Consider the following 23646-nt stretch of genomic DNA (forward strand, 5'->3'; position numbering starts at 1 on the left):
GCGACGATTATCCTTGAACTATATTTTTGCGATTTTCTAGGTTCATATATACCTAATTTTTTTGACCTTGTTTTTCATAAGCTACTTTACACTATCTATTATTCTTGCCCTTCAGCAGGTTTGTTTATCCATGACATCATTGATCTTAATTTTTTACCTGTTTCGATTATTGGATGATTCAATTCCATATTTTTCATTGCAAGGAACCTAGGTTTTCCAGCTTTGTTTTCTGAAATCCAGTCATATGCAAATGTTCCGTCCTGGATATCTGAAAGAACTTTTTTCATTGTTTTACGGGTATCTTCAGTAACAATTTTTGTTCCTGTTATATAATCTCCGTATTCTGCAGTGTCACTTACTGAATATCTCATATTTTCAAATCCGCCTTCATATATTAAATCAACTATAAGTTTCATTTCATGCAAGCATTCGAAATATGCAATTTCTGGCTGGTATCCGGCTTGTGTCAACGTATCAAAACCAGCTTTCATCAATTCTGTAACGCCGCCGCAAAGAATAGCTTGTTCACCAAATAAATCTGTTTCAGTCTCTTCTTTGAATGTTGTTTCAATTACCCCGGCTCTTGTTCCGCCGATTCCCTTTGCATATGCCAATGTTAAATCTTTGCATTTTCCTGTGTAGTCCTGGTAAACTGCAAATACATCAGGTACGCCTTTGCCTTCCTGGTATTGTCTTCTAACTAAATGTCCAGGTCCTTTTGGAGCAACCATGAATACATCTATGTTTTTTGGCGGTACTATTTGATGGTAGTGGATGTTGAATCCATGAGCAAAAGCAAGGGCATTTCCTTCTTCTAAATTTGGAGCTATGCTTTCTTCATAAATTTGTTTTTGTACTGTATCTGGAGCTAAAACCATTACGACGTCAGCTTCTTTAACAGCTTCAGCAACAGTTTTAACTGTCAATCCGTGTGACTCAGCTTTTGCTTTTGATTTGCTTGTTTCTTGTAAACCTACAACAACATTAACTCCACTTTCTTTTAAGTTAAGAGCATGAGCATGTCCTTGACTTCCATAACCAACAATGGCCACTGTTTTTCCTTCAAATACTTTTAAATCCGCATCCTTATCATAATACATTGTTCCCATTTTTTATTTCCTCCTAAGAAATTGTTTTGTTATTGGTTTATTAGTAATGCCTATATTTGGCAGTCACTTTCTTGTTGTTGTATAATTCTGAGTTTTTCACGAAGAATCTCAGCACTTTTTATTTAAAGTTAAAAGATGAGGTCCTTCGCTATGCTCAGGATAACATAAATTGAGATAATCTCTTACTTTAACTATTGAGTTATTTACTGTTCGTAAACATCATAAACATCAATGATTTTTTTCATCTGAAGCATTGCTCTTTCGAAGCTTTGTTTATTTTCATCTTCTAGTGTAACTTTAAATTGAGAATTATTTGCATCCAATGGCAACATACTGAACCCTTTAACATCAAATTGCTTTCTCCTTAATGTTGTCAACACTCTTACTGCTGAATCCATTCCGCTTGATACTCTAAAACTAATTGTCCTGCACATATAACCTCCTTGATTTTTTTAATTTCAACCTGAGGTGCGATTGGTTAGGGCATACTCAGTCTCATTCACAAATTTATTTGCTCCCTTTGGTCGCATAAATTTGGAATTCGTTGCGGTTGACCTACCGCCATTTTTCAGAAAAAACACTCTGAAAAATGGGGTTAGGGCATACAAAAAAACCTCTCGTCTCTATATACATTAGATGTATATAGGGACGAAAGGTCTTTCGTGGTACCACCCTATTTTACGATAAAAAAATATCGCCTCATTCAAGTCGAAAAAACTATATGTTTTTTGAACTCTATTCTTATAACGCAGAAATACGTCTTCGTCTACTGTTTCTTCGACTCAGAAGCTCAGGAGTGATTATTATATCTTATAACACCGATTCTCACCATCCATCGGCTCTCTGAAGTTATTTTTATGATATTTTTGTCTCCGTCAAAGCTTTTTTTAACTTGTATTAGATTATACACAAAGCCAAATGGCTTGTCAACACTTTTTTAATTTTTTTATTTTGTTAAAGCCCATTCGTTGCAACACAACGCTTGGGCTTTGTTTATTGTCGAATTAATTTCAAAGCACTTATTATTTTCGGAACAATTTGTTTTTTCCTTGAAACACATTTATCAACATAAATTCCCTGGAATACATCTTCTTCCTCAAATATTCCTTTAACAAGCCTTTCCTTGCTTGATGTGTAAAATATATACGAACCTTCATTTACAATATCTGTGACAGCCATAATCAATATAAAATAATCCATATTTTCTGTAATATTATCTATGAGCTTTATGTATTCTTCTTTTTTGCTCATGATTTGATTTATATCCAGTGTAAATACCTGAGAAATACCAACATTTTTATATTCCAAGTTAAACCTTTTAAAATCCTGGTATATAATTTCTTCCATTGTTTTTCCTTCAAGAGATGTACCGGCTTTGAACATTTCCATTGCATATTTATATAAATCAATATCCACAATTTTCAAAAGATTATCTGCAGCATCTTTATCTCTTTCTGTTGTTGTAGGTGACTTGAACAACAATGTATCTGATATTATCCCGGATAACATGAGACCGGCTATATCTTTTTTTATTTCCACATTGTTTTCTTTGTACATGTGATAAATTATTGTATTAGAACTGCCAACAGGACTGTTTCTGAAGCTTATTGGAATTATAGTTCTAATATCACCTATTTTATGATGATCGATTACTTCGAGAATTTCTGCTTCCTCAAGGCCTTCTGCACTTTGATTCATTTCATTGTGGTCAACAAGTATAACTCTTTTTCTTTTAGGATTAATTAAATGATTTCTGCTCAAAAGCCCCAGATATTTTTTATCCTTTGATATTACAGGAAACTTTGAATGCCTTGACTGTTCAATATCTTCCTTGCATTCATTTAAATAATCTTCCTCAAAAAACATCATGATGTCTTGACTTTTCATGATATCTTCAACATATTTTGAAAGAGAAATGTTTTTTGCAGTATAATAGGTGTGATAACCGGTACTAATTAAGTTTACTTTATTTTTAGTTGCCATATCAATTAAATCAGATGAAACCTGCAAATCGCCAGTTACAATTATTAACTTTACTCCTATTTCAATTGAATACTTGATTACATCATATCTGTCCCCAACTATTACAATTGAATTTTTACTGATTATATCAGAACTTCTTAAAGTATTTTCTTCAAAAGATGCTACGATTATATCACCATCTATTATTTCATCAAATTTCAAAAGATTTTTTCCAAGTAAAGTTTCAATTATATTGTCGTAAGAAGTGTGCAAGTGTTTTTGGTCTGTATTGATTAAACTCATTGCAATATCTTTCATAGTAATAATACCGGACAAATTGCCTTCTTCATCAACTATGGGCAATGTTCTCAATTTGTTTTCATTCATATTGAAATATGCAAAATGAACCGATTGATGTTTCATAAACGGCCTTATTTTCTCATAATTCAAATCTTTGATTTGAATTTTCACATTGTTTAATTTTTCTGGAACTGTAACATTAAAATAATTCAATACAAATTCAGTTTCCTTGTTTAAATTACCAAGAATATATGGCTTAGATGGTTCATTAATTATATTTTTAAGCTCCGACAGCGCTATTGCTGCACAAACACTGTCTGTGTCAGGTGTTTTGTGTCCGAATATTAAATTGTATTTCATGTTCGCTCCTTTTCTTACTTGCTTTTATACCTTAAATCTTTACCGTAAAATTTAAGTGGTGCAAAATTATTAATTACTCTGGACATTATCCTGTCAGAATATGTTTCTCTCAACTGCTCAAATGACAAATTAGTTGATATTATTACCTTCTTTTCAGTTATCAGTCTTTCGTTAATAATATTGAAAAGCTCTGCATTGGTAAATGAATTGCTGACCTCAGTGCCAAGGTCATCAATTATTAATAAATCGCATTCAAAAATCATATTGTAATTAATTTTGTTTTCCTCAGTTTCATTTTGTTTGTTGAACTTGTGTGTTTCTATAATTTCAAACAAAGAAAATGCAGTTTGATATAGCACTGAAATTTCCATGTTTATCAAAGAGTTTGCAATACAATTGCACATGAATGTTTTACCAAGACCTGTTCCTCCGTAAAATAGCAAATTCATATTTGTTTCATGAAAATTACAGCAAAAATCTTCACATATTTCTAAAATATAATACATATTCTGCTTTGGTGTTAGCTTTTCACTTTTATAAATTTCATTGCTGAATACACTTATATCAAAAAAATCAAAATTTTCTTTCTTCAGCATATGAACCATATTAGACATGGTATATAAATTATTAATAATTTGTCTGTTAAAACAGCTGCATTTTTTACCGTCAGGAGTATATCCTGTGTCATTGCATTTATCGCATTCATATTCTATCTCAAGATAATTGTCAGCAATATTGTATTGTTCATATATTTCTTTCCTTTGTTTTTTTAAATATTCAATTTCTTCCTTTATATTCAAAATCTGTTCCTGTAAATTTACCGGATTAGACAAAAAAAGCCTTGACAAACTTATGCTTAAAAGTTTAATTTGTTTTTCAATTTCCTCCAGACGGGGAATTTTATCATAGAGTTTTTCTTTTTTCAAATCAGATTCATGAGCTGCTTTAAGTCTTTTTCTGTTATATTCAGTCATAATGTTTTCAATTATTTGTTTATTCATCACTCCCGTCTCCTTCTTCCGGTACTTTAAGACCTAATTTATTGAGCTTATTTTCAAACCTTTTTCTAGCAATGTTTTCTATATCTTCCCCTGAATAATCTTCACTTTGAATAAAATTATGAAATTTGTTTTTAGTCTTTGCTGTTTCCTTCGATGGTTTCATTTTTACTTCAGGTTTTTTATCATTTTTAAGATCTTCTATTGTCTTAAATCCATTTTTATACCATTCGCTTAATATTTTATCAAAATAATTTATATTTGGATTATTGATTTTTGTTGAATTTTCCAAACACCTTAAAATCATCTCCAAAGAGAAACCCCATTCGTCAAACCACCTGTCAATAGTCTTCATTTCAGCTTCAGTCAATGTTCTTATAAAGCCAAGAGATTTGCTTATTCTTGAATACATAGAAAATCTATCATTTCGTTTTTCCAAATACTCAACCATAGTATCAATATCGTTAACACCCTCATCATGCCATGCAGAAACTACTGATTCGATATAATTAAACTTCTTAACTTTTTTATTGTTTATGCAGTAACTGAAAGCTTGTGTCATAATATCTGTCTTCATTTTATAAGTGTTTAGCCATGTTACTATCTTTTGTTTTTCATTAATTTTTAATGGCCTACCAAACATTTCTTCAATTTCTTCCATCATTTTTTTATTGTCAGATCCCCTGTTGAATGATACAAGTTCATTATTGTCTATATAATTGTTGTTCTCCGGTATGCTTTTTGCTATATATTTGTAAACATTGTCAATATAGAACTGTTTCAAATTTACAAATTCAATTATATAATTATATTCGTCATCAGTTTCATGCTTGATTATTATACCTTCTTTTTCCCAGTAAGTCCACGCATTTAAAACATCAGAAAGTGGTAATTTTAAGTTCTTTGCAATTGTAGCATTGTTAAAATTCTGTTGTTTGTCCTTAGCATATTTATAGCCCAAAAGATAGACTTTAACATATGTTCCATCTGCTCCGGGCATATAATCATTGATAAAGATATTCTCTATAGGGGTATCCCCCAAATCTATTTTCATTTCTTGAAGAATAAAATACATACTTTTCTCCTCTTTGGCAATAATATGTTGTAATATGATTGTAATATATTCGTAATAATCTTATTATGTTTTTGTGAAAACATTTTCTAGATATCTGGTTGACAACATAGCATGTTTAATACTATAATATTATAAGATGATTAATTAAATCACGATACTATGAAGTATGTTTTATTATATCATTTTTTAAATTAAAAGAAAAATACTATTTTTTCTTAGTACTGTAATATCACAAAAAAAGACTAGGAAGTATACTATGAAAAAACTAAATTTAACATTCATAAAGAACTTAACTCTTAATAAAGCCGATAAAATTTTTAAAAAACTCCCTGAAGAAGGACAAGAAAAACAAATTATCCCATTCTTATTGAATAAACAAATCAAAGGCGCAATAGCCCTTGCATGTGCAACTACATTAATATTAAGCGGATCTTACTCTTTAGACTATTTGGATTCTCACGAGAATAATGTGTTTTCAACTGACAGTTTTTCAATATTAGCAGATGGCAAGGAACTTTGCAAAATCAGAGACCTTGAACAATTAGACACTGCTCTTGAAGAATTAGAATATGACTTGGAAGAAAAACACCAACACGATTTATCAATTGAAAATAATTTTCAAATAGAACCTTCAAAAGCAAAAGATAAAGAAATTATATCCGGCGAAGAACTTTACAACATACTTGCAGAAAATGCAAGCTATTCCATATTAGCTGATGCAATCAAAGTTGATGGAAACCAAGTTGGTGTAGTAAATTCAGAATTAGAAGCTAAAAATGTTGTTGAAAAAGTTAAAAATTACTTCACTCAAAATTATGATAAAGAATCCGTAATAGAAGTTAATACTAAGGAAAAAGTAGAAATCAGTCAAATTAAAGCTTCCAATACGGACATTCAAGCAGCTGAAGAATTAGCAAATTACATAATTAAGGGTACAGATGAAGAACAAAAATACGTAGTTGAAGAAGGAGACACATATTGGACTATTGCAGAATATTTCAATATGTCATTAGATGAATTAATATCAGCAAACCCTTCATCGGACTCAGAAAATATACAAATTGGTGAAGAATTAAATTTAGTAGTTCCAAAACCATTTATAAACGTACAGGTTAAAAGAAAAGTAACACAGGAAGAAAAAATGCCTTTTGAAACGGAATATCAATACGTTTCATATATGTACAACGACGAAGAAGTTGTCGAACGTTCAGGAAAATATGGTATATCAGAAATAGAAGCTATTATTACAGAGCAAAACGGAATTCAAATTGCAAAAGAAACTATATCAGAATCAGTAATATCAGAACCTACAACAAAAATTGTAACAACAGGTACTCAAGATCCACCACCAAGAATAGGTACAGGAACTTTTATCAATCCTCTTCCAGGAGCAATGATATCATCAAGATTTGGATCTAGAAGCGGAGGTTTCCACAGAGGAATTGATTTAGCTAAAGCTACAGGTTCATCAATTAAAGCAACCGACGGCGGCACAGTTATATCAGCCGGATGGGATGGATCTTACGGTTATTCAATTCTTATAAATCATGGAGGCGGATACTCATCAAGATATGCGCATTGCAGCGATATGTACGTGTCAGCAGGCGATAAAGTATATCAGGGACAGATAATTGCAGCAGTTGGCTCCACAGGAGTTTCTACAGGACCGCATTTACATTTTGAAATAATGAAATACGGATCAGTAGTGAACCCCGCGTCATATATATATTAATAAATTTGAATACTACGCCGTTGAGCAATCAGCGGCTTTTTATATTTATACTATAAGTTTTTATTTTTTATTTTTTAATTTTTATTTTTAATTTTTATTTTTAATTTTTAATTTTTAATTAAATTTTAACTTGCATTTTTATGGTTTCCGTAATATTATGTATGGGTATTATGAATTTAAATTTTAGTGGTATAAACAATTAGCTGTTTGGCATCCCCTGCAAATTTAAATTACTAGAAGGATGGTATAATGATATATTTAGATAATAGATTTATGGAAATTGCAAGACCAATTATCGAACATGAAAAATATCAGCAAATGAGATATCTTAAGCATCATGATGAAATTGTTTATGAGCATTCCGTAAAAGTTGCTTTTTACTCTTATCAGATGGCATATAAGCACAATTTAGACTGGGAAGCTACAATAAGAGGAGCATTGCTACATGACTTCTTTCTTTATAAGTTTAAGAAGTGTTTTGGTCCGAGAATAATAACTGATTCGATAAAACATGCTATTATTCATCCCATAATAGCTTTTGAAAATGCAAGTAAATATTTTGATTTAAATAAAAAAGAAGAAAACATTATAAAAGGTCACATGTTCCCTTTTGGAATTCCAAAATCAAAAGAAGCATGGATTGTGAGCTACGTGGACAAGTACATTGCAACATTTGAATATGCTTCAAACTTAAAGAAGATGACATATAATAAGAAGAAAAAAGCAGCATATGTCGTTGAGTAAAATAAACTGATTTATTTAGATGCGAAAGCATCTTAACTTGATTACAAAATGTAATTTCAGATCTTGTCATTCTGAGACGTAGTTGAAGAATCTTATCTTTTGAATTTTTTTAGAGATCCTTCACTGTGTTTTGGATGACATGAATAGGGTTTGTCAATAGTTGAGATGTGAAAGCATCTTTTTTTATTTCTCAATAAAATTAAATATTTTATTTAAAAGTGTTTATTTGTTTCATATTTGGGTAATATTTAAGTATATTAATAATAAATAACTTGAAAGGGGTTGACTGCATGAAGATATCTATTTATGGCAAAAACATGCAACTCACAGATGCATTAAAGGATGCAACAGTTAAAAAACTAAGGAGGCTAGACAAGTTTTTTCAGCAGGACATCGAGACAAAAGTAGTTTTAAGCGTTGAAAAAAAAATACATAAAGTTGAGGTGACTATACCTTTTAATGGCAGAATAGTACGTGTAGAAGAGTATTCCGATGACATGTACAATGCTATAGATGAAGCAGTGGAATCATTAGAGCAACAAATTAGAAAATACAAAACAAAATTACAAGATAAAAGACATATAAATGAATCAATTAAATTCGAAAATATAGAACCTCTCGATGATGAGTATACAGAAGAATTTAAAGTAGTGAAAACAAAGCGCTTTGCAATAAAGCCTATGAATATAGAAGAAGCAATACTTCAAATGGATTTACTAAAACATAATTTCTTCGTTTTCTTAAATGCAGATACTGAAGAAGTAAATGTTGTTTATAAAAGAAAAGATTACAATTATGGTTTAATAGAACCAGAATTATAAACATACAGCATAACCTTACCTCTAAATTATAAAATTTCAGCAACACAAAAAACGCAGTCATCGTGACTGCGTTTTTTTGCTTAGCAAATAATTAGTCCTTGTTATACGTCCATATTTCCCCAAACATATGAATTATATATTACATAAAATTGTATGCATGTCGAATAATGTAACAATGTGATTTATAATTTTACCTTATATTTATACTGCTTATGCAAATAATAAGTTGTCCACAATAGTGTATAAGCTGTGTAAATTTTATGAGTATGTTACATTGAAATTTCAATAGAAACTTTTTCAAAAATTTACAAAAAAAATACTTGACAATAATTAGCCTTAAGTTTTTCAACTTATTGAGTTGTTAACAATTCTATCCACAAGTGTGGATAACTTTAATATATATAGAACAAACCTTCTGTTTTAATTACTTTATTAAATTAATTTAAATAATTTTAACACTTATTTAAGTAGTTACACAATTTGTAACAAGCTCGAGCCTGTTACAATATTTATAATAATTTGAAAATGAATATTTAGAGAATACTTATTATAATAGATAATGTATTCTATTTAATTTTTATACAATAACTAATAAATCACAAAACAATCATACAAGTGATGAACATTTGATGTGTATTTTAAAACATACTTGCAAAAAAATATAGAAATTTGCACTATTATATGTTATACTGTCATAGTATCTAAAAAATTAAATTATTGGAGTATTTCATGTTATTTATAACAAATAAACATCTTAAGCCAGGCATGATTTTAGCAAGAGACATATATTTATATAACAACAGCAATTTCAACACATTGCTTCTGACTAAAGGACAAGTTTTAAATAATACTTTTATAAAAAAGATTATTCATCACAATATTGATGGTGCATATATTGAAAGTGAAGCTTTTGCAGACATTGATGTTGAATCCTTTATTAATGATGCTTTAACAGCAAAATCATTAAACAAAATAAAGGATGTTTATTACGAATTTAAAATGAGTTCAGGAAAAATAAATTCATCAACAATCAGACAAATTTCCACAATTGTAGACAAATTAATTATAGAACTTCTAGGTAAAGAGGTTCTTTCTTACAATATAATAGAGTTTAAAGATTACGACAATTATACATATCAACATTGCCTTAATGTGGCTGTTTTGAGCATATCCACAGGCATTTCTTTGGGATTGAACGAGCAGATGCTTCATGATTTAGGTATAGCCGGACTTCTTCACGACATCGGGAAGATGTTTATACCTGTAGAAATACTTAACAAGCCAGGCAAACTTACAGACGAAGAAATGGAAATCATGAAGACGCACCCTACAAAGGCTGTTAATCAATTAAAAAACCTTGTTCCTTATAACGTATTGGCAGGTATACAAAGTCATCATGAAAAGTTAGATGGCACAGGATACCCTTATGGTTTAACCGGAAATAACATACATTATTATGCTAAAGTACTGGCAGTTTGCGATGTATATGATGCTCTTACTTCCGATAGATCATACAGAATGGCTTCTTTCCCGAGTGAAGTAATAGAATACATTATGGGCTGTGCTGACACACACTTTGATTATGAAATATTAAAGAGTTTTTTAAAAATTATAGTCGCATATCCTATAGGAACATTTGTTAAACTTAGTAATAAAAATTTGGCCGTAGTTGTAAAAAACTATCCTGAAAATATAATGAGGCCAATAATACGCATTATTAATGAAGATGGTACTGTTGGAGAAGATATAGATCTTCTTTATGATAAAAATCACATGAACGTTACTATAATTGATATGGCATATGATTATGACGGTTTAGGATTTAACAAAATATTAAAGTCAACATACGAGATAAATGTAAAGAATTAAATAACAAAAAAAAATTATTTGAATATAATATCTAACAAATAATTTTTTGGATGTGAAAATAAAATATCATGGAATTTAACTTAGAGTCAATTATGGAACTTATAATTCCTTTATTAACAATTATATTTGGTGCCTTGTCAGCTTATTTAAAAGCTAACGAAAAAATTAGAAACAGTTCAATTAAATATATAACCGAAGCAGAAGAATTATATAAAGACGTGAGCAAAGCAGGGGGACAAAAATTCTCTTGGGTAGTTGACACATTGTATAACTTTATCCCACGCCCTTTAAGAATCATATTTACAAAGTCCTGTATTGAAAAAATAGTACAAAGCACATTTAATGGAATTGAAGCATACGCTAAAACACAAATGGACAAAGCTGTAGATAAATACTTTGAAAATATAGAAAATAAAAACCTATTAAAACGTCAAGAAAATGATGACGTTGGTTAAATTCAAATTTCTCCCCTTAGAAAAAATTGTTGTAACCAGTCCTTACGGTCTTAGAAATTTAACTGTGAATGGTATAAATTATTGGTGGCACAATGGAATCGATTTATATGCCAATTTACAAACTCCAGTGTATGCAGTAGATGACGGTACAGTCATGGCTGCAAAATATGACGGCGAAGGATACGGCTACTATATAGCTTTGAATCATGGAAAATTCGGCACACTTTATGCTCATTTGTTAAACAATGTTGTCACACAAGGTAAAACAGTGAAAGCAGGCGATTTAATAGGATACTCAGGTGATACAGGAACTACCACAGGACCTCACTTGCACCTTGAACTAAGAATTTGCACCTATGATAATTTTTGGGATAGAGCCAGTTGTGACAGAAGTGTATTTATGAGAACGGTAGATCCAATGCTTTTTATAGAAGAATATCAGGAAAGTGCAAAAGCTTTGACATTGGAAACAGCTATATCAATAGTTAAAACTAAAGCAGGTTTAGAAGATAAAACAATGGATTATATTGCTAACGATTATAAATATGGAAATGATTTAATTACAAAATTAGCAAAAGCATTATTATAGCATAACATAAAACCCGCCTTAAAAGACGGGTTTTGCTGTTAATAGTATCTAATTATTTTGTAGCTAATGCAGCATTAACAGCTTCAATTATAGCGTTGCTTGTTATAGTAGCACCTGAAACTGCTTCAACTTCTGCAGAATCAGCTTCAATTATTAATGCTGGTAACTGTTCAATTGCTAGTGATCCCATGCCTGGTGTCTCATCTGCTCCAACTGCTTCAACTGCTGTTATGTCGTCACCGTTTACTGTTAAAGTAACAGTAACGTCTCCGCCAAATCCTTTTGCTGTTCCAGTTAATGTTGCAGCTCCATCAGCTGGTGCTGGTTCTTCAGCTGGTGCTGGTTCTTCAGCTGGCGCTGGTTCTTCAGCTGGTGCTGGTTCTTCAGCTGGCGCTGGTTCTTCAGCTGGTGCTGGTTCTTCAGCTGGTGCTGGTTCTTCAGCTGGTGCTGGTGCTGGTGCTGCAGCTTCATTGCTTGAACAAGCAGCAAAACTAAACAACATTAATGCTAATACTAAAACTAATGATATTTTTTTCATCTTACCCTCCAAATATTTTAATAATACTATATGATTATACCACCATTTTTGTAAAATAGAAGTAAAAAATAATTAAATTTTTATTAAAGTTTTAGCAAAATCGGGGACGGTTCTTTTTGATTGAAATTATTCTGCTTTTAATTTTTTGCTGATTCCAGCTACTTTATAAAAAGATATATTACAAAGTTCAGATATTTCTCTATAAGAAATAATATTCAATTTAATCAGTTTTTCAGCCAGTTCTTCTTTTTTATCAATAGTTGCTTGACTTTGATCTGATATTCCGTACTCAATTACAAATTTTTCTATTAGGCTACTAACTATATTTCTAGTATTTTCACTTTCTTCTTCTTTTGTATCAATATATAAATTATCATCACTTATGCTGTGAAATGTTACAAATTCATTCTTATTTGTAAATAAACCTGATATTTCATTTAAATATTTGTCAGTTATTATTTCAGAATGCAAATTAATATAATCTTTGGCGCTGCTCCATGAGTAATCCATTATATTCTTTGTTATAGCGGCCTTAACAGGGTTATTATGTATGTATCTTAATGCGCCTAGAAAATATTTATCATTTTCTACTGCTTCACTTTTGAATCTGTCCTGAAACACATGTCCATATCTTTTTTCAATTTTATTGTAATACATAGCATATTTGATATTCAATTTTTTCATTAATGTTTCAAGCTTGTCTTCATCCGCCTTTATCAGTAAATGTAAATGATTATCCATTACGCAATAAGCTATAACATCAAACTCAATATCTTCTCTTATATTTTTTATTATTTCTATGACCTTATTTTTATGCACAGCTCTGTTAAATATCTGTTCTTTATTTATACCCCTTATCATTATATGATATATTCCCGTAGAACTTTTTATTCTTGCTTGTCTTGGCATTTTTTCACCCCCAAAATTATATCTTAAAATAATCCTATTACAATTTCAAGAATTTGTCAATCAAAAAGAACCGTCCCCAATTATTTCATTTATTATTTATCAAAAATGTGATATCATATAAATGAAAAAATATTATTTAGGAGCATGGTATGTTTATAACTAAAAGTTATCTAAAACCCGGCATGATTCTAGCCAAAGACATATACTTAAATGGCAGAAACTTTAAAACAGTGTTGCTTACTAAAGGTCAACCATTGAATAATCACTACATTGAAAAGATAATATTTCATAATATAGAAGGTGTCTATATTGAAAATGCAGCTTTTAACGACTTGGACTATGAATATGGTATTAATAAAAATCTGGAAACTAAAGCACTGACTGAAATAAAAGAAGTATATTCAAAATTGTGTGAAACAGATGGAATAATAACTGACTCTTCAATTCATAAATTTTCATTTATTGTTGATGAATTAATTTCTGAAATTTTAGTAAAAAGAGAACTTACGAATAATGTAATGGATTTTAAAAATCATGATGAATATACATATCAACACTGCCTTAGCGTAGCTAATCTTAGTATTTCAACAGGTATATCCATGGGTTTAAGCAAACAAATACTCCATGATTTAGGCATGGCAGGATTTCTTCACGATATAGGAAAAACACTTATACCTCTGGAAATATTAAATAAGCCCGGTAAATTGACCAGTGATGAATTTGAAATAATTAAATCTCACCCTACAAGCGCTGTGAATATGTTAAAGAATTTGGTATCTGATGATATATTAAAAGGCATTGAAAGCCACCATGAAAAATTAGACGGCTCAGGCTATCCATATGGAAAATCAAAGGAAAATATACCTTTGTACGGCAGAATTTTAGCAATATGTGATGTATACCACGCTTTGTCTTCAGACCGTTCATACAGAAAAACTTGTTTTCCCAATGAAGTAATTGAATATATAATGGGATGCGCAGATACACATTTTGATTATGACATTTTAAGTGTTTTTTTAAAAAGCGTTGTTGCATTTCCAATTGGAATTTTTGTAAAATTAAGCAATGGCAAAATAGGTGTAGTAATTAAAAATCATGTAGAAAATAACATAAGACCTGTTGTTCGTATTGTAAATCAAGACAATACCGTAGGTGAAGACATTGATTTATTAAATGATTCACATTATATGAATACTACAATAATCGACATGGGATACGACAGCAATAATATAGATTTCAATAATATTTCTAAGATTTAAAAATTATAATATGGTTAAGGCGTCAAAAGTCAATTTTCATAAATTCCAACACGCAAACGTACTATATACAGTATATTTATAATACATCATTTCATATATACAGTATGCCTGTTGTTAGTCTATAGCTTTTGACACTCTAATCATAATATGATTATACACAAATTTAATTTTCAAGAAACAAAGTCAATAATATTATTTTATTGGGCTATGTCAATAAATTGAAAATATAATTATTAAAAATGGGATGAACAAGATGAATGAAATGAATAAAAATTACGAATATATTGTAAGTGCATGTCTTTGCGGAGAAAAGTGCCGTTATGACGGAAAAACAACATTGTCAGAGAAAGTAAAAAAACTTGTGGATGAAGGAAAAGCACTCATGGTTTGTCCTGAGGTTGAAGGTGGTTTGTTAATTCCAAGATTACCTTGTGAAATTAAAGACAACAAAGTTATTAATGCCGAAAATGAAGATAAAACAGAAAATTTCATGGCGGGAGCACAAAAAACTTTGTATCTTGCTAAGAAGTACAACATAAAAAAAGCAATCTTAAAAGAAAAAAGCCCATCCTGCGGAAGCAGCTTTATTTATGACGGCACATTCAGCAGAAATGTAATAAAAGGACAAGGCATAACTGCAAAATTACTCCGTGAAAACGGCATTGAAGTAATAAGTGATGAGGAGTACTAAGATGATATTCCTATCATCTTCAGTAAAAAATAGGGGATAGTTCTTCCTGTTTAAAGAATCGTCCCCTATTCTCATATTTATATTTAATTTAACTCTTCAATTTTCTGCTTTAAGTCTTCTTTTAACCTTGAATCATTTAATAAATAGTTTTTGATATTTTTATCAATATCAAGTGCTTGTTTAGCATATTTAATAGAATTTCTTGATTCATCCATTTCATCGTACAGTGCAACCAAATCACACATTGCATTTATATTATTAGGGTTAGACATCAATTCTGATTCAAAACACTGTTCAGCACTTTCATAATTTTTCTTTTCATACCAATAAGTATAACCTAATGTGATTCTTGCATTATACATATCAGGACATAATTCTATTATATCATTTAATAAATTAATCTTTTGATCTACATCTTTTATATTATAGACTGTATTCATCTTTTGGCTTGCTTCTAAAAGGATGTCAATTCTTTCATTATATTTTTTTATTTCCTTATCTAATTTTTCGTTAATAGTTTTCTCTATAGTATTGGGCAGTTCCCTTATTGTATACCAACCATATATAACAAAAAACACACCAGCCAATGCACTAGCTGCAGATATTACTGTTAATAAATAATTACTGTCAAAACTATTTATACTAATATCAGTTCCCATTGCATTATTTAAATATTCCGCTATGAAAGGCGAGAATAAGCCCACTATTAATAAAAAAATAAATATGAATAACATACATTTTATTACATAATTGCTTTTCATGTATACGCCCCTTCATTTTTTTACTAAATTATAACATTAACTATTTAAATATGCAATAATTTTCTAACTGTAACAGCTCCATAGAGCAAATTTATTGACGAGACAGATAGTATAGACAGATAGGGACATGTCATAGTGTCTCACTTGCATCTTGAAATAACTCCCCTAAAACTTTCTCTACCCATTATTGTTTCCAAAAAACATGTATTGGTAAATTCACTTTGTCCTAAATACTCCTTAAAGCTGCTCCATTTATAATTATCTATACTAGTGGATATTCCAGCTTTAACAGGATTTTGATGTATGTATCTTGACAAAATTAATAAGTATTCATCAGTTTCTACAGGTTCACTCTTGAATCTATTTGCAATTAATATACCGCTTCTCTCATACTTTCAATTTTTTTATTACCTTGTTCTTTCCTTTGTCATTATGTTAATACCTATACCTGTACCCAACAAAACCCAGAACAACGGAGCAACCGATATAATACTATCGTTAAATATACCTGCTACTAAATACGCTATTATACTTAAGAATACTGAAGCCCCAATATATTCGACGTACGAAATCATATTTCCTTTTATATAAAGCTTATAACTGTCAATCAAATATGTACCCCAAATGAACATCAATGCAATTAGTGATACTACGCCAGTATTTATTGCTGTCTGCAAATACATATTGTGGGGTTTATCAACCACAATACTTGTCATACCATTTGTACCAACATTAAACCTTCCTACATAATCTTCCTGTGGAAATACCATCGGATAATTATCAGGACCATAACCAATTAAAATAACATCTTTCAACATTGGTATAGTTCTAGACCAAATGTACCCTCTATTTGAAGCAAAAGTTTCTTTTCCATCGAAAAATTTTAAGCGTAGAGCTTCAATCGGCTCTGTTAATTTGTTATTAAAAGAAATGACTTTTATATTATACTCATCTAAAGATTTATATAAACTCCAAGTTCTATCGTAAAAATTTGCATTTATTTTTAATTGACTATTTGATAATATTGAAAAGCTATAACCTTCATATTTCTTATCGATAATAGTAATATTCCCATCTTCGTCAGTCTTAGTATTTAGTTCAATTCCATCTTCATCAATAAAACTCAGTTTTGAGTTTTCCACAATTCCAGTAAGAGTCTCTTTGCTTGTAATAACTGTAAAAGTGTTTTCTTTTACCGATACTTCTTTAAATCTAATTTTCTCCTGCTTTTGAATATTCTCTATTTTTTCTATTTCAGCTCCAGGATTGAGTCTTGTTAATTGACTACTTACTCTTCCATCAGAAGCTTTATTAAAAATAACAGTAATAAGAATAAATCCAAAAATTAGCAATATTATTTTGCTGATTTTTTCTTTTATTAATTTTCTAAATAATATAACTCCATTAACAGATGATACCATAACTCCAAGGTATCCTGCCCTTGAATTGCAACCTAACCATATTGAAAAAGCGAGAAAAGCGATTAAGCCAAATATTATTGATTTTATTTTATCATCTGCAATCAAATAAAGCACGACAGCTAATGGTAATACTAATGTACAAAAACTACCTACAAAGTTACTATTGTATAATGTACCAAAAATGGTGTACTTATCAGAAGAAAATATAATAGTAGCTTCACGTAATTCACTTGGTGTAATGAGCCACTTACCTAGAGAACTTTGAAAAAATTCAATTCCGAAGTATTCTCCTATACCTAGCAACCCTTCTATTGCTATCAATACAACAAAAGAATTCATTATAATTCTGACATCTCTTTCATTTCTAGTATAATTAATAAGTATAAATGTAAGTACTATATAGCAAATTAAAACAAATATGCCCTGATACATTTCAATAAAACCTACAACTGCTACATGCTTATTCTGAGACATGATAGTTGAAAATATCGACATTATTATATATGTGGCTAAAGGAATATAGTATCTTTTCTCTTTTTGTAATTGAAGTTTATTATTCAAAAATAATCCAAAATATGACAAGAAAAAAGCTACAGTTGCAACAATTAAAGCTATAGACTTATAGTAACTAAAAAAATCTACATGCGTAGATCCACCTTTCCAAAAATTAGCCTCATCAATAGGCAATTTTACAATTTTGCCATAAGTTATTAGTGGTATAATTACAATAATGAATATTAATGGCAAGTAATAACCAATGTTCTTAATATAATTCTTAGAATTTGACATTGTATTTTTTGTATTTTTTTTCTGCATTATTTACCTCCAAAACTGTATAGTATAATTATATCTTATTAATATAAATAGTCAATATTAAACAAACCCTAGCAATTATACAGTCCGTTATTTTATTTTTATCAGCTAAAGTAAAATCTAAAGATACTTGACGAATATAGCTCTAATAGAAAAAAGAAGAGAATAAGTTTTATTAAACTACTTCTCTTCTTTTTAATTGAATCATCAACTTTCAATATCTTTAAGTTGATTATATTACCCCAATGGGTATATTATTTTTTAAGGTTGTGTTTGAACTACTATATTAGCAATAGTATCTGTTGCAGCTGTATTGAATACTGCTGTTGGTTCGCCTTCATTTAAGTCTGAAACATCACCTATTGACCATTCAGCAGCTGATTCATCATAGATGTATACAGCAACGTCACTAGCAAATCTGTAAGTTGTACCACCCATTACAATGTAAGTAGATGTTACGTCTGTAACTTGTACATCTGTTCCAACAAAAGCATTTACATCTCCACCATTTGCAAGTGTATCATTAGCTATAGCTGAAACATTATCTAATTCATCATCTGTTCCAAAGTTGAATTCTACAGCTGTTCCTGTTGTTATAGTAGATGGTACAGTAAATGGAGTTGTATCATTTTCTGCTAAATAAGTTACTTCAGCACCATCAACAAATGCTGTAACTTCAGTCACTATATCACCTTTAGCATTTTTAGTTAAACTTAAAGCTGTGATTACACCAAAGATATCATCATTTGCAGATTCAAGGTTACTAGTTACAAATACAACTATTTCTCCATCATCATACAATACTGTATGAGAACCATCTTTCAAGTTATCGATAGATACTACATCATCATTAGCTGTATCGAATACCAGTGCGTCATCTGCTGCTATATCAGCTAAATCATCTGTATCAATTGTTGCACTAACTGTATTCATTATTTCGATTTCATCAATGTCTCCATCTTCATTTAATGAATACTTAATTAATGTGTCAGGTGTTAATGTTGCAGTCAATGTAATACTTTGTGTTGTTTCAGCACCTACGATTGGAGTTACTGCTACTAATGGCGCATCTGTTGCTGCTGTTGCAGCTCTGTGGTCAGTGTAAATAGCATAATCGTCCAAATCATTTGTTTCAGTCAAGTCAAGGTCTACTAAAACGTCATAAACAACTGTCTCGCCTTCAGCAGTAAGAAGTTTAATCTGTGGATAATCTGTTATAGAACCATCCATCTTGCTTGAATATTCACCGTTTGCTTTGTTAAGAACTAAAGCATAATCTGTAAGAGCTTCCCCATCAGTATCTACAGCAAATATTTTTCCTGCATTGTCTAAATAGAATGTTCCTTCATCGCCAACTGATGGTAATGTTCCATAACGAACTGAACCTTCAATTCTGCTTAATGTATACTCTGTTCCATCAACATATACTGTTGTTTGACCATCAGCAGTCTTTGATACTTCACCTTCTACTGAATCCCTAACAACTACTAACTTAACAGGTGCACCGTCATTAGCTTCATAAGCTACAACAACATCATTTTCAGCAATATCATCTAATGAATCAACAGCACCAGTAACAGTTACTTTGTCTAAATCAACTTCATTGTCAGTATCTTTAGGCAATGATAATGATGTTCCGTCAACACCAGATATTTTAGCTTTTCCAGATACATAATCACTGTCTACTAATATAGCTTTAGTTGCTCTTTCAACGATGAAATGATCTGCATAATCTCCGCTTTCTATTTCTTCAGAATCACCGGCTTTAATAGTAGCCAAATCATCACCTGAAATAACTGTTATTTTAGCTTCTAATGCATCGTAGTTAGCAGAGTTATCATCACCTCTGTATAACAATTCGTTGAATTCACTTGCTGTAATTGTAGTTTGTTCACCATTATAGTAAACAGTAACACCAGAACCAGTAGTGTTTATTGTATATTTGTCCCCTTCAGAATCTTTTACAACAAAAGATTTAGAAGCTTCATTTACACTGTTAACTGTTCCTGTAAGAGTTTCAGAATCACTACCTTTTACATAAACTACATCACCAGAATCATTTGTATATGCATCAATATATTGATATACATAAGGTGTTAAGTCAACTAAGTTTCCTGAATAGTCGTTATCATCTTCGTTAAATCTATCAATTCCAACGTAATAGTATTCTTTAAGATTTGCAACATTATCAATAAGTAACTTAGTAGTTTCAACTACTATGCCATCTTCATCAATTTTTACTATTTTAGCTTCTAATGCGTTGAAAAGAATCTGAGCTACTCCGCCTCTGTCAGCTGCAGCTGTTGCCATTACTACATCATCATTAAGGTCTAAGTCAATAGCTTTTACTTTGTAGTTTGTTGGCCAAGTTCCTTTAAGAGATGCATCAGTATATCCTAATGCTCTTACTACCATTGTTAAAGCTTCATCATATGTAACAGCTTTGTCTGGTAAGAAAGTTCCGTTTGGATATCCAACAACTAAGCCTGTTCCAGCAGCTATAGCTACATAACCATTTGCCCAATGTCCTTGAGTGTCAGTAAAGTTGCTTGATGCTCCTGCTACTAAATCTCCATAACCTAAAGCTTCAACTAATATTTTAGCTAATTCTGCTCTAGTTATAGTTTTTTCAGGTCTAAATGTTCCGTCTTCGTAACCATTGATTACGCCTAATGCAGATAATGCGTTAACTGCATCTTCGTAATCGCCAGTTACATCTTCAAATGTGCCTGCGAATGCAAAGCTCATGCTTGATAATACCATTGCGATTACCAATACAAGTGATAATACTTTTTTCATTCTTTATTTCCTCCTATGAAATTTGTTTTTGTGGGTGTTAGGTCCCCAATACCTTCATTGTGATAGCACAACGACTATAATATTATAACACCGCAAAATTATGTAGTCAACATTATTGATAGTAATGTAATTTTATTGTAATATTCGCGATATAGGTGCCAAAGTGCTATGTATATAATATAGCATATGTTTTTGATATTAATATTACAGTAATGTTACATGTATATGTTTTCATGTGGATTGTCTTAGTTTGTTGGAAAATATGTCGAAAAGATGAGATCCTTCGCTGACGCTCAGGATGACATGGACAGATTATTTGCTACATTTAGGATGATAGATTATGTATTATAGAGGTTCGGGCGGGTATAATACTCGCCCCTACATTCTATATATCATTTGTATTTGTAAAGCCAAATTGATTTTCATCGTTTTGTTCATAGTAATTTGGATTTATTTTTGTTGTATTGAAGGTTTCGTATAATGTCAGGCAACCTAGTATTGTAAAAGCTATTCCTATTATAATGATTACTGTATTTAATGCTGCCTCGGAATTTATGATGCAGTAGATGGCAAACAATATTCCTATACCTGAAACAATTATCATTATAATATCTGAGTAGTCTTTTGATTTTATTGCATTAAAATATATAGGAACGGTTAAGAACAATAGCATTATGCCTATGATGAACATTGTTAGTTCAGGTTTGACTAATCCAAGTATCGAAGCTGTTACAGCAGCAAAGTAATTTATTTTTTCTTTTGTTGTTAAATATTTATATGTCATTTTAATATTCGTCAGGCAGAAGGCAAGTGTTATGAGCATGGCAAGGCGTATAGAAATACTTCCAATGTATTCTGATGCAAGTATGAATGTAATGCCTGTTAATGTAAGTGATAGGCTGATAATTTTCAATGTTTTAGTTTTTAGATTTAAATTTGACAGCATGTACTCAACCCCCTTTTTGTTTTGATTAATTATATCATTTATGTTTTTTGTTAGCAATAGAAAAGATGAGATGCATTCGATAGTAAAAAAGATGAGATCCTTCTCTGGCGCTCAGGATGACAACGTCATAGTTTTTTAGGCTTTTTAAATCATTAAAAAACAGTATCCGAATTCAATAAAAACAGATATGCTGTTTATGAAGTTAAGTTATTGAAATTTGTTGTATAATTGAAAATTATTATATTATAATAAATGTATTACAAATGATGAGGTTTATTATGAATAAGTTTATTGTTGATACTTCTGATACTTATTTTTTAGATGATATATATAAAGATATAGATACGCTTTGCGAAAAGTACAGCAGTATTTTAAGTAAAATGGTTATTGGAAAATCTGTGGAAGGTAGAGATATTGTTGCTATAAAAATTAGCGGTAAAAAAGATGAGATCCTTCGCTGCACTCAGGATGACAGGAAGGTTCTTTTTGTTGGAGGTATTCATGCAAGAGAGGATTTTTCTGTTATGCTTTGCATGAAGATGATTGATTATTACTGTCATTATTATAGTGATAGGAAAAATTTTGACGGCTTTGATGTAAGAAATATCATTGATCTGGTTAATATGTACTTTGTGCCTGTTGCTAATCCTGATGGTTTAAATATTGTTCATAATGGGATAGAAGCATCATCGAATTATGAAGCATTAAAGGTTATGCAAATTTGGGGTGAGGATCATACCTATTGGAAAGCTAATGCTAATGGTGTTGATTTAAATAAAAATTTCAATGACGGTAATTGGGAAATCAGAACATGTGTACCTGGAACTGAAGTTCCTTGTTCTGACAGATTTAAGGGATTCGCACCAAGCAGCGAACCTGAAACTAAGGCTTTAATTAATTTTTGCAAAGAAAATAATTTTTCTCTGATGGTGACGTATCATTGCTCGGGAAATTGTACTTTTTGGGCTGACAGCGGTACTCATCATATGTTTAATGGATTAGATGAAAAAATTATGGATGAGTTAAATAAAAAATATATTTATAGAAAAACTAAGGTGAGTATGGATCCAAAAGTTTATGGGTGCGGGTTCGAAAACTGGTTTAGAGTTAAGATGAAAAGACCTGCGTTTTGCATAGAGTTATCGCCATTTGTTGAGGGTGGGAAACAGCATCCTGATAGTATGTTCGATGAGTTGGTTTGGGAACACGCCAAGACTACTGGGTTGTTTTTTGCGGTAAAGGCAATTGAATTATCTAATGAGATTTATGGTGATGTCGAGAAGTATGCTGCTTTAACGGAGTGAGAGAATTTAAAAGATGAGATCCTTCGCTGACGCTCAGGATGACAACGTCATTTTGTCACGATAATTTATTGGCTTCTGGACGACGGACCGTTTTTGTGATAAAGAGCAATCACACCAAATTGTTGTTGTATTATGGTATTTTTTGATTTATAGTAGATTTATATTTATTTATTTTACAATTATTGGAGGAA

Annotated in this window: 20 protein-coding genes and 1 other annotated feature; of the genes, 9 read left to right on the forward strand and 11 right to left on the reverse strand. The window is 30.7% G+C overall.

Going from position 1 to position 23646, the window contains the following annotated elements:
- Positions 1 to 98 precede the first annotated feature (98 nt).
- From ilvC to SA378_RS04585, 5 genes are all read right to left on the reverse strand, one after another.
- A complete protein-coding gene (gene ilvC, locus SA378_RS04565; RefSeq protein ID WP_318524802.1) occupies positions 99 to 1109 on the reverse strand; it encodes a ketol-acid reductoisomerase in 1011 nt (336 codons plus the stop codon).
- A 203-nt stretch (positions 1110 to 1312) separates the two neighbouring features.
- Complete coding sequence (locus SA378_RS04570; protein ID WP_318524803.1) at positions 1313 to 1543, reverse strand: ACT domain-containing protein; 231 nt, start codon at positions 1541 to 1543, stop codon at positions 1313 to 1315.
- A 207-nt stretch (positions 1544 to 1750) separates the two neighbouring features.
- Positions 1751 to 1997, reverse strand: a binding site (T-box leader).
- A gap of 105 nt (positions 1998 to 2102) precedes the next feature.
- Positions 2103 to 3731 carry a putative manganese-dependent inorganic diphosphatase gene (locus SA378_RS04575; RefSeq protein WP_318524804.1) on the reverse strand — a complete coding sequence of 543 codons (1629 nt, stop codon included), beginning with the start codon at positions 3729 to 3731 and terminating at the stop codon, positions 2103 to 2105.
- Positions 3732 to 3745: 14 nt separating this feature from the next.
- On the reverse strand, positions 3746 to 4732 hold the full coding sequence (locus SA378_RS04580) for an ATP-binding protein (protein WP_318524805.1): 987 nt from the start codon (positions 4730 to 4732) through the stop codon (positions 3746 to 3748).
- Positions 4725 to 5804 (reverse strand): DnaD domain-containing protein, encoded by a 1080-nt coding sequence (locus SA378_RS04585; RefSeq protein ID WP_318524806.1) that lies wholly within the window; start codon positions 5802 to 5804, stop codon positions 4725 to 4727. The genes SA378_RS04580 and SA378_RS04585 overlap by 8 nt, the downstream gene beginning before the upstream one ends.
- 256 nt (positions 5805 to 6060) lie before the next feature.
- Here SA378_RS04585 and SA378_RS04590 point away from each other — a divergent pair, with 256 nt between their 5' ends.
- From SA378_RS04590 to SA378_RS04615, 6 genes are all read left to right on the forward strand, one after another.
- The gene (locus SA378_RS04590; RefSeq protein WP_318524807.1) at positions 6061 to 7536 is read left to right on the forward strand and encodes a peptidoglycan DD-metalloendopeptidase family protein; all 1476 of its coding nucleotides are present in this window, start codon (positions 6061 to 6063) and stop codon (positions 7534 to 7536) included.
- Positions 7537 to 7785: 249 nt separating this feature from the next.
- Entirely contained in the window at positions 7786 to 8280 is a 495-nt protein-coding gene (locus tag SA378_RS04595) for an HD domain-containing protein (protein ID WP_318524808.1), read from the forward strand.
- Positions 8281 to 8570: 290 nt separating this feature from the next.
- Positions 8571 to 9101, forward strand: coding sequence for a ribosome hibernation-promoting factor, HPF/YfiA family (gene hpf, locus SA378_RS04600; protein ID WP_318524809.1), 531 nt, complete (start codon positions 8571 to 8573; stop codon positions 9099 to 9101).
- A gap of 729 nt (positions 9102 to 9830) precedes the next feature.
- Entirely contained in the window at positions 9831 to 10970 is a 1140-nt protein-coding gene (locus SA378_RS04605; RefSeq protein ID WP_318524810.1) for an HD-GYP domain-containing protein, read from the forward strand.
- 92 nt (positions 10971 to 11062) lie between these two features.
- Complete coding sequence (locus tag SA378_RS04610; RefSeq protein ID WP_318524811.1) at positions 11063 to 11425, forward strand: hypothetical protein; 363 nt, start codon at positions 11063 to 11065, stop codon at positions 11423 to 11425.
- Positions 11418 to 12014, forward strand: a complete 597-nt coding sequence (locus SA378_RS04615; RefSeq protein ID WP_318524812.1) for a M23 family metallopeptidase — start codon at positions 11418 to 11420, stop codon at positions 12012 to 12014. The genes SA378_RS04610 and SA378_RS04615 overlap by 8 nt, the downstream gene beginning before the upstream one ends.
- A gap of 52 nt (positions 12015 to 12066) precedes the next feature.
- Here the strand turns inward: SA378_RS04615 and SA378_RS04620 are convergent, their stop codons facing one another.
- Positions 12067 to 12552 carry an FMN-binding protein gene (locus SA378_RS04620; protein ID WP_318524813.1) on the reverse strand — a complete coding sequence of 162 codons (486 nt, stop codon included), beginning with the start codon at positions 12550 to 12552 and terminating at the stop codon, positions 12067 to 12069.
- Positions 12553 to 12678: 126 nt separating this feature from the next.
- Positions 12679 to 13461 carry an REP-associated tyrosine transposase gene (locus SA378_RS04625; protein ID WP_318524814.1) on the reverse strand — a complete coding sequence of 261 codons (783 nt, stop codon included), beginning with the start codon at positions 13459 to 13461 and terminating at the stop codon, positions 12679 to 12681.
- Between the two features lie 149 nt (positions 13462 to 13610).
- Between SA378_RS04625 and SA378_RS04630 the strand changes: the two genes are divergently transcribed.
- Both SA378_RS04630 and SA378_RS04635 read left to right on the forward strand, forming a co-directional pair.
- Positions 13611 to 14720 (forward strand): HD-GYP domain-containing protein, encoded by a 1110-nt coding sequence (locus tag SA378_RS04630; RefSeq protein WP_318524815.1) that lies wholly within the window; start codon positions 13611 to 13613, stop codon positions 14718 to 14720.
- Positions 14721 to 14973: 253 nt separating this feature from the next.
- Complete coding sequence (locus SA378_RS04635; protein WP_318524816.1) at positions 14974 to 15411, forward strand: DUF523 domain-containing protein; 438 nt, start codon at positions 14974 to 14976, stop codon at positions 15409 to 15411.
- A gap of 83 nt (positions 15412 to 15494) precedes the next feature.
- Here SA378_RS04635 and SA378_RS04640 read toward each other — a convergent pair whose 3' ends face one another.
- The 4 genes from SA378_RS04640 to SA378_RS04655 all read right to left on the reverse strand — a co-directional run bounded on the left by SA378_RS04640 (position 15495) and on the right by SA378_RS04655 (position 22151).
- Positions 15495 to 16172 (reverse strand): hypothetical protein, encoded by a 678-nt coding sequence (locus SA378_RS04640; protein ID WP_318524817.1) that lies wholly within the window; start codon positions 16170 to 16172, stop codon positions 15495 to 15497.
- Positions 16173 to 16579: 407 nt separating this feature from the next.
- On the reverse strand, positions 16580 to 18409 hold the full coding sequence (locus SA378_RS04645; protein WP_318524818.1) for an O-antigen ligase family protein: 1830 nt from the start codon (positions 18407 to 18409) through the stop codon (positions 16580 to 16582).
- 258 nt (positions 18410 to 18667) lie between these two features.
- On the reverse strand, positions 18668 to 21205 hold the full coding sequence (locus tag SA378_RS04650) for an S-layer homology domain-containing protein (protein WP_318524819.1): 2538 nt from the start codon (positions 21203 to 21205) through the stop codon (positions 18668 to 18670).
- Positions 21206 to 21590: 385 nt separating this feature from the next.
- The gene (locus tag SA378_RS04655; protein ID WP_318524820.1) at positions 21591 to 22151 is read right to left on the reverse strand and encodes a hypothetical protein; all 561 of its coding nucleotides are present in this window, start codon (positions 22149 to 22151) and stop codon (positions 21591 to 21593) included.
- A 278-nt stretch (positions 22152 to 22429) separates the two neighbouring features.
- On the opposite strand from SA378_RS04655, the gene SA378_RS04660 reads away from it, so the two are divergent.
- Positions 22430 to 23455 (forward strand): M14 family zinc carboxypeptidase, encoded by a 1026-nt coding sequence (locus tag SA378_RS04660; protein WP_318524821.1) that lies wholly within the window; start codon positions 22430 to 22432, stop codon positions 23453 to 23455.
- Positions 23456 to 23646: the final 191 nt, after the last annotated feature.

Source organism: Sedimentibacter sp., assembly GCF_033447055.1.
Classification (GTDB): Bacteria; Bacillota; Clostridia; order Tissierellales; family Sedimentibacteraceae; genus Sedimentibacter.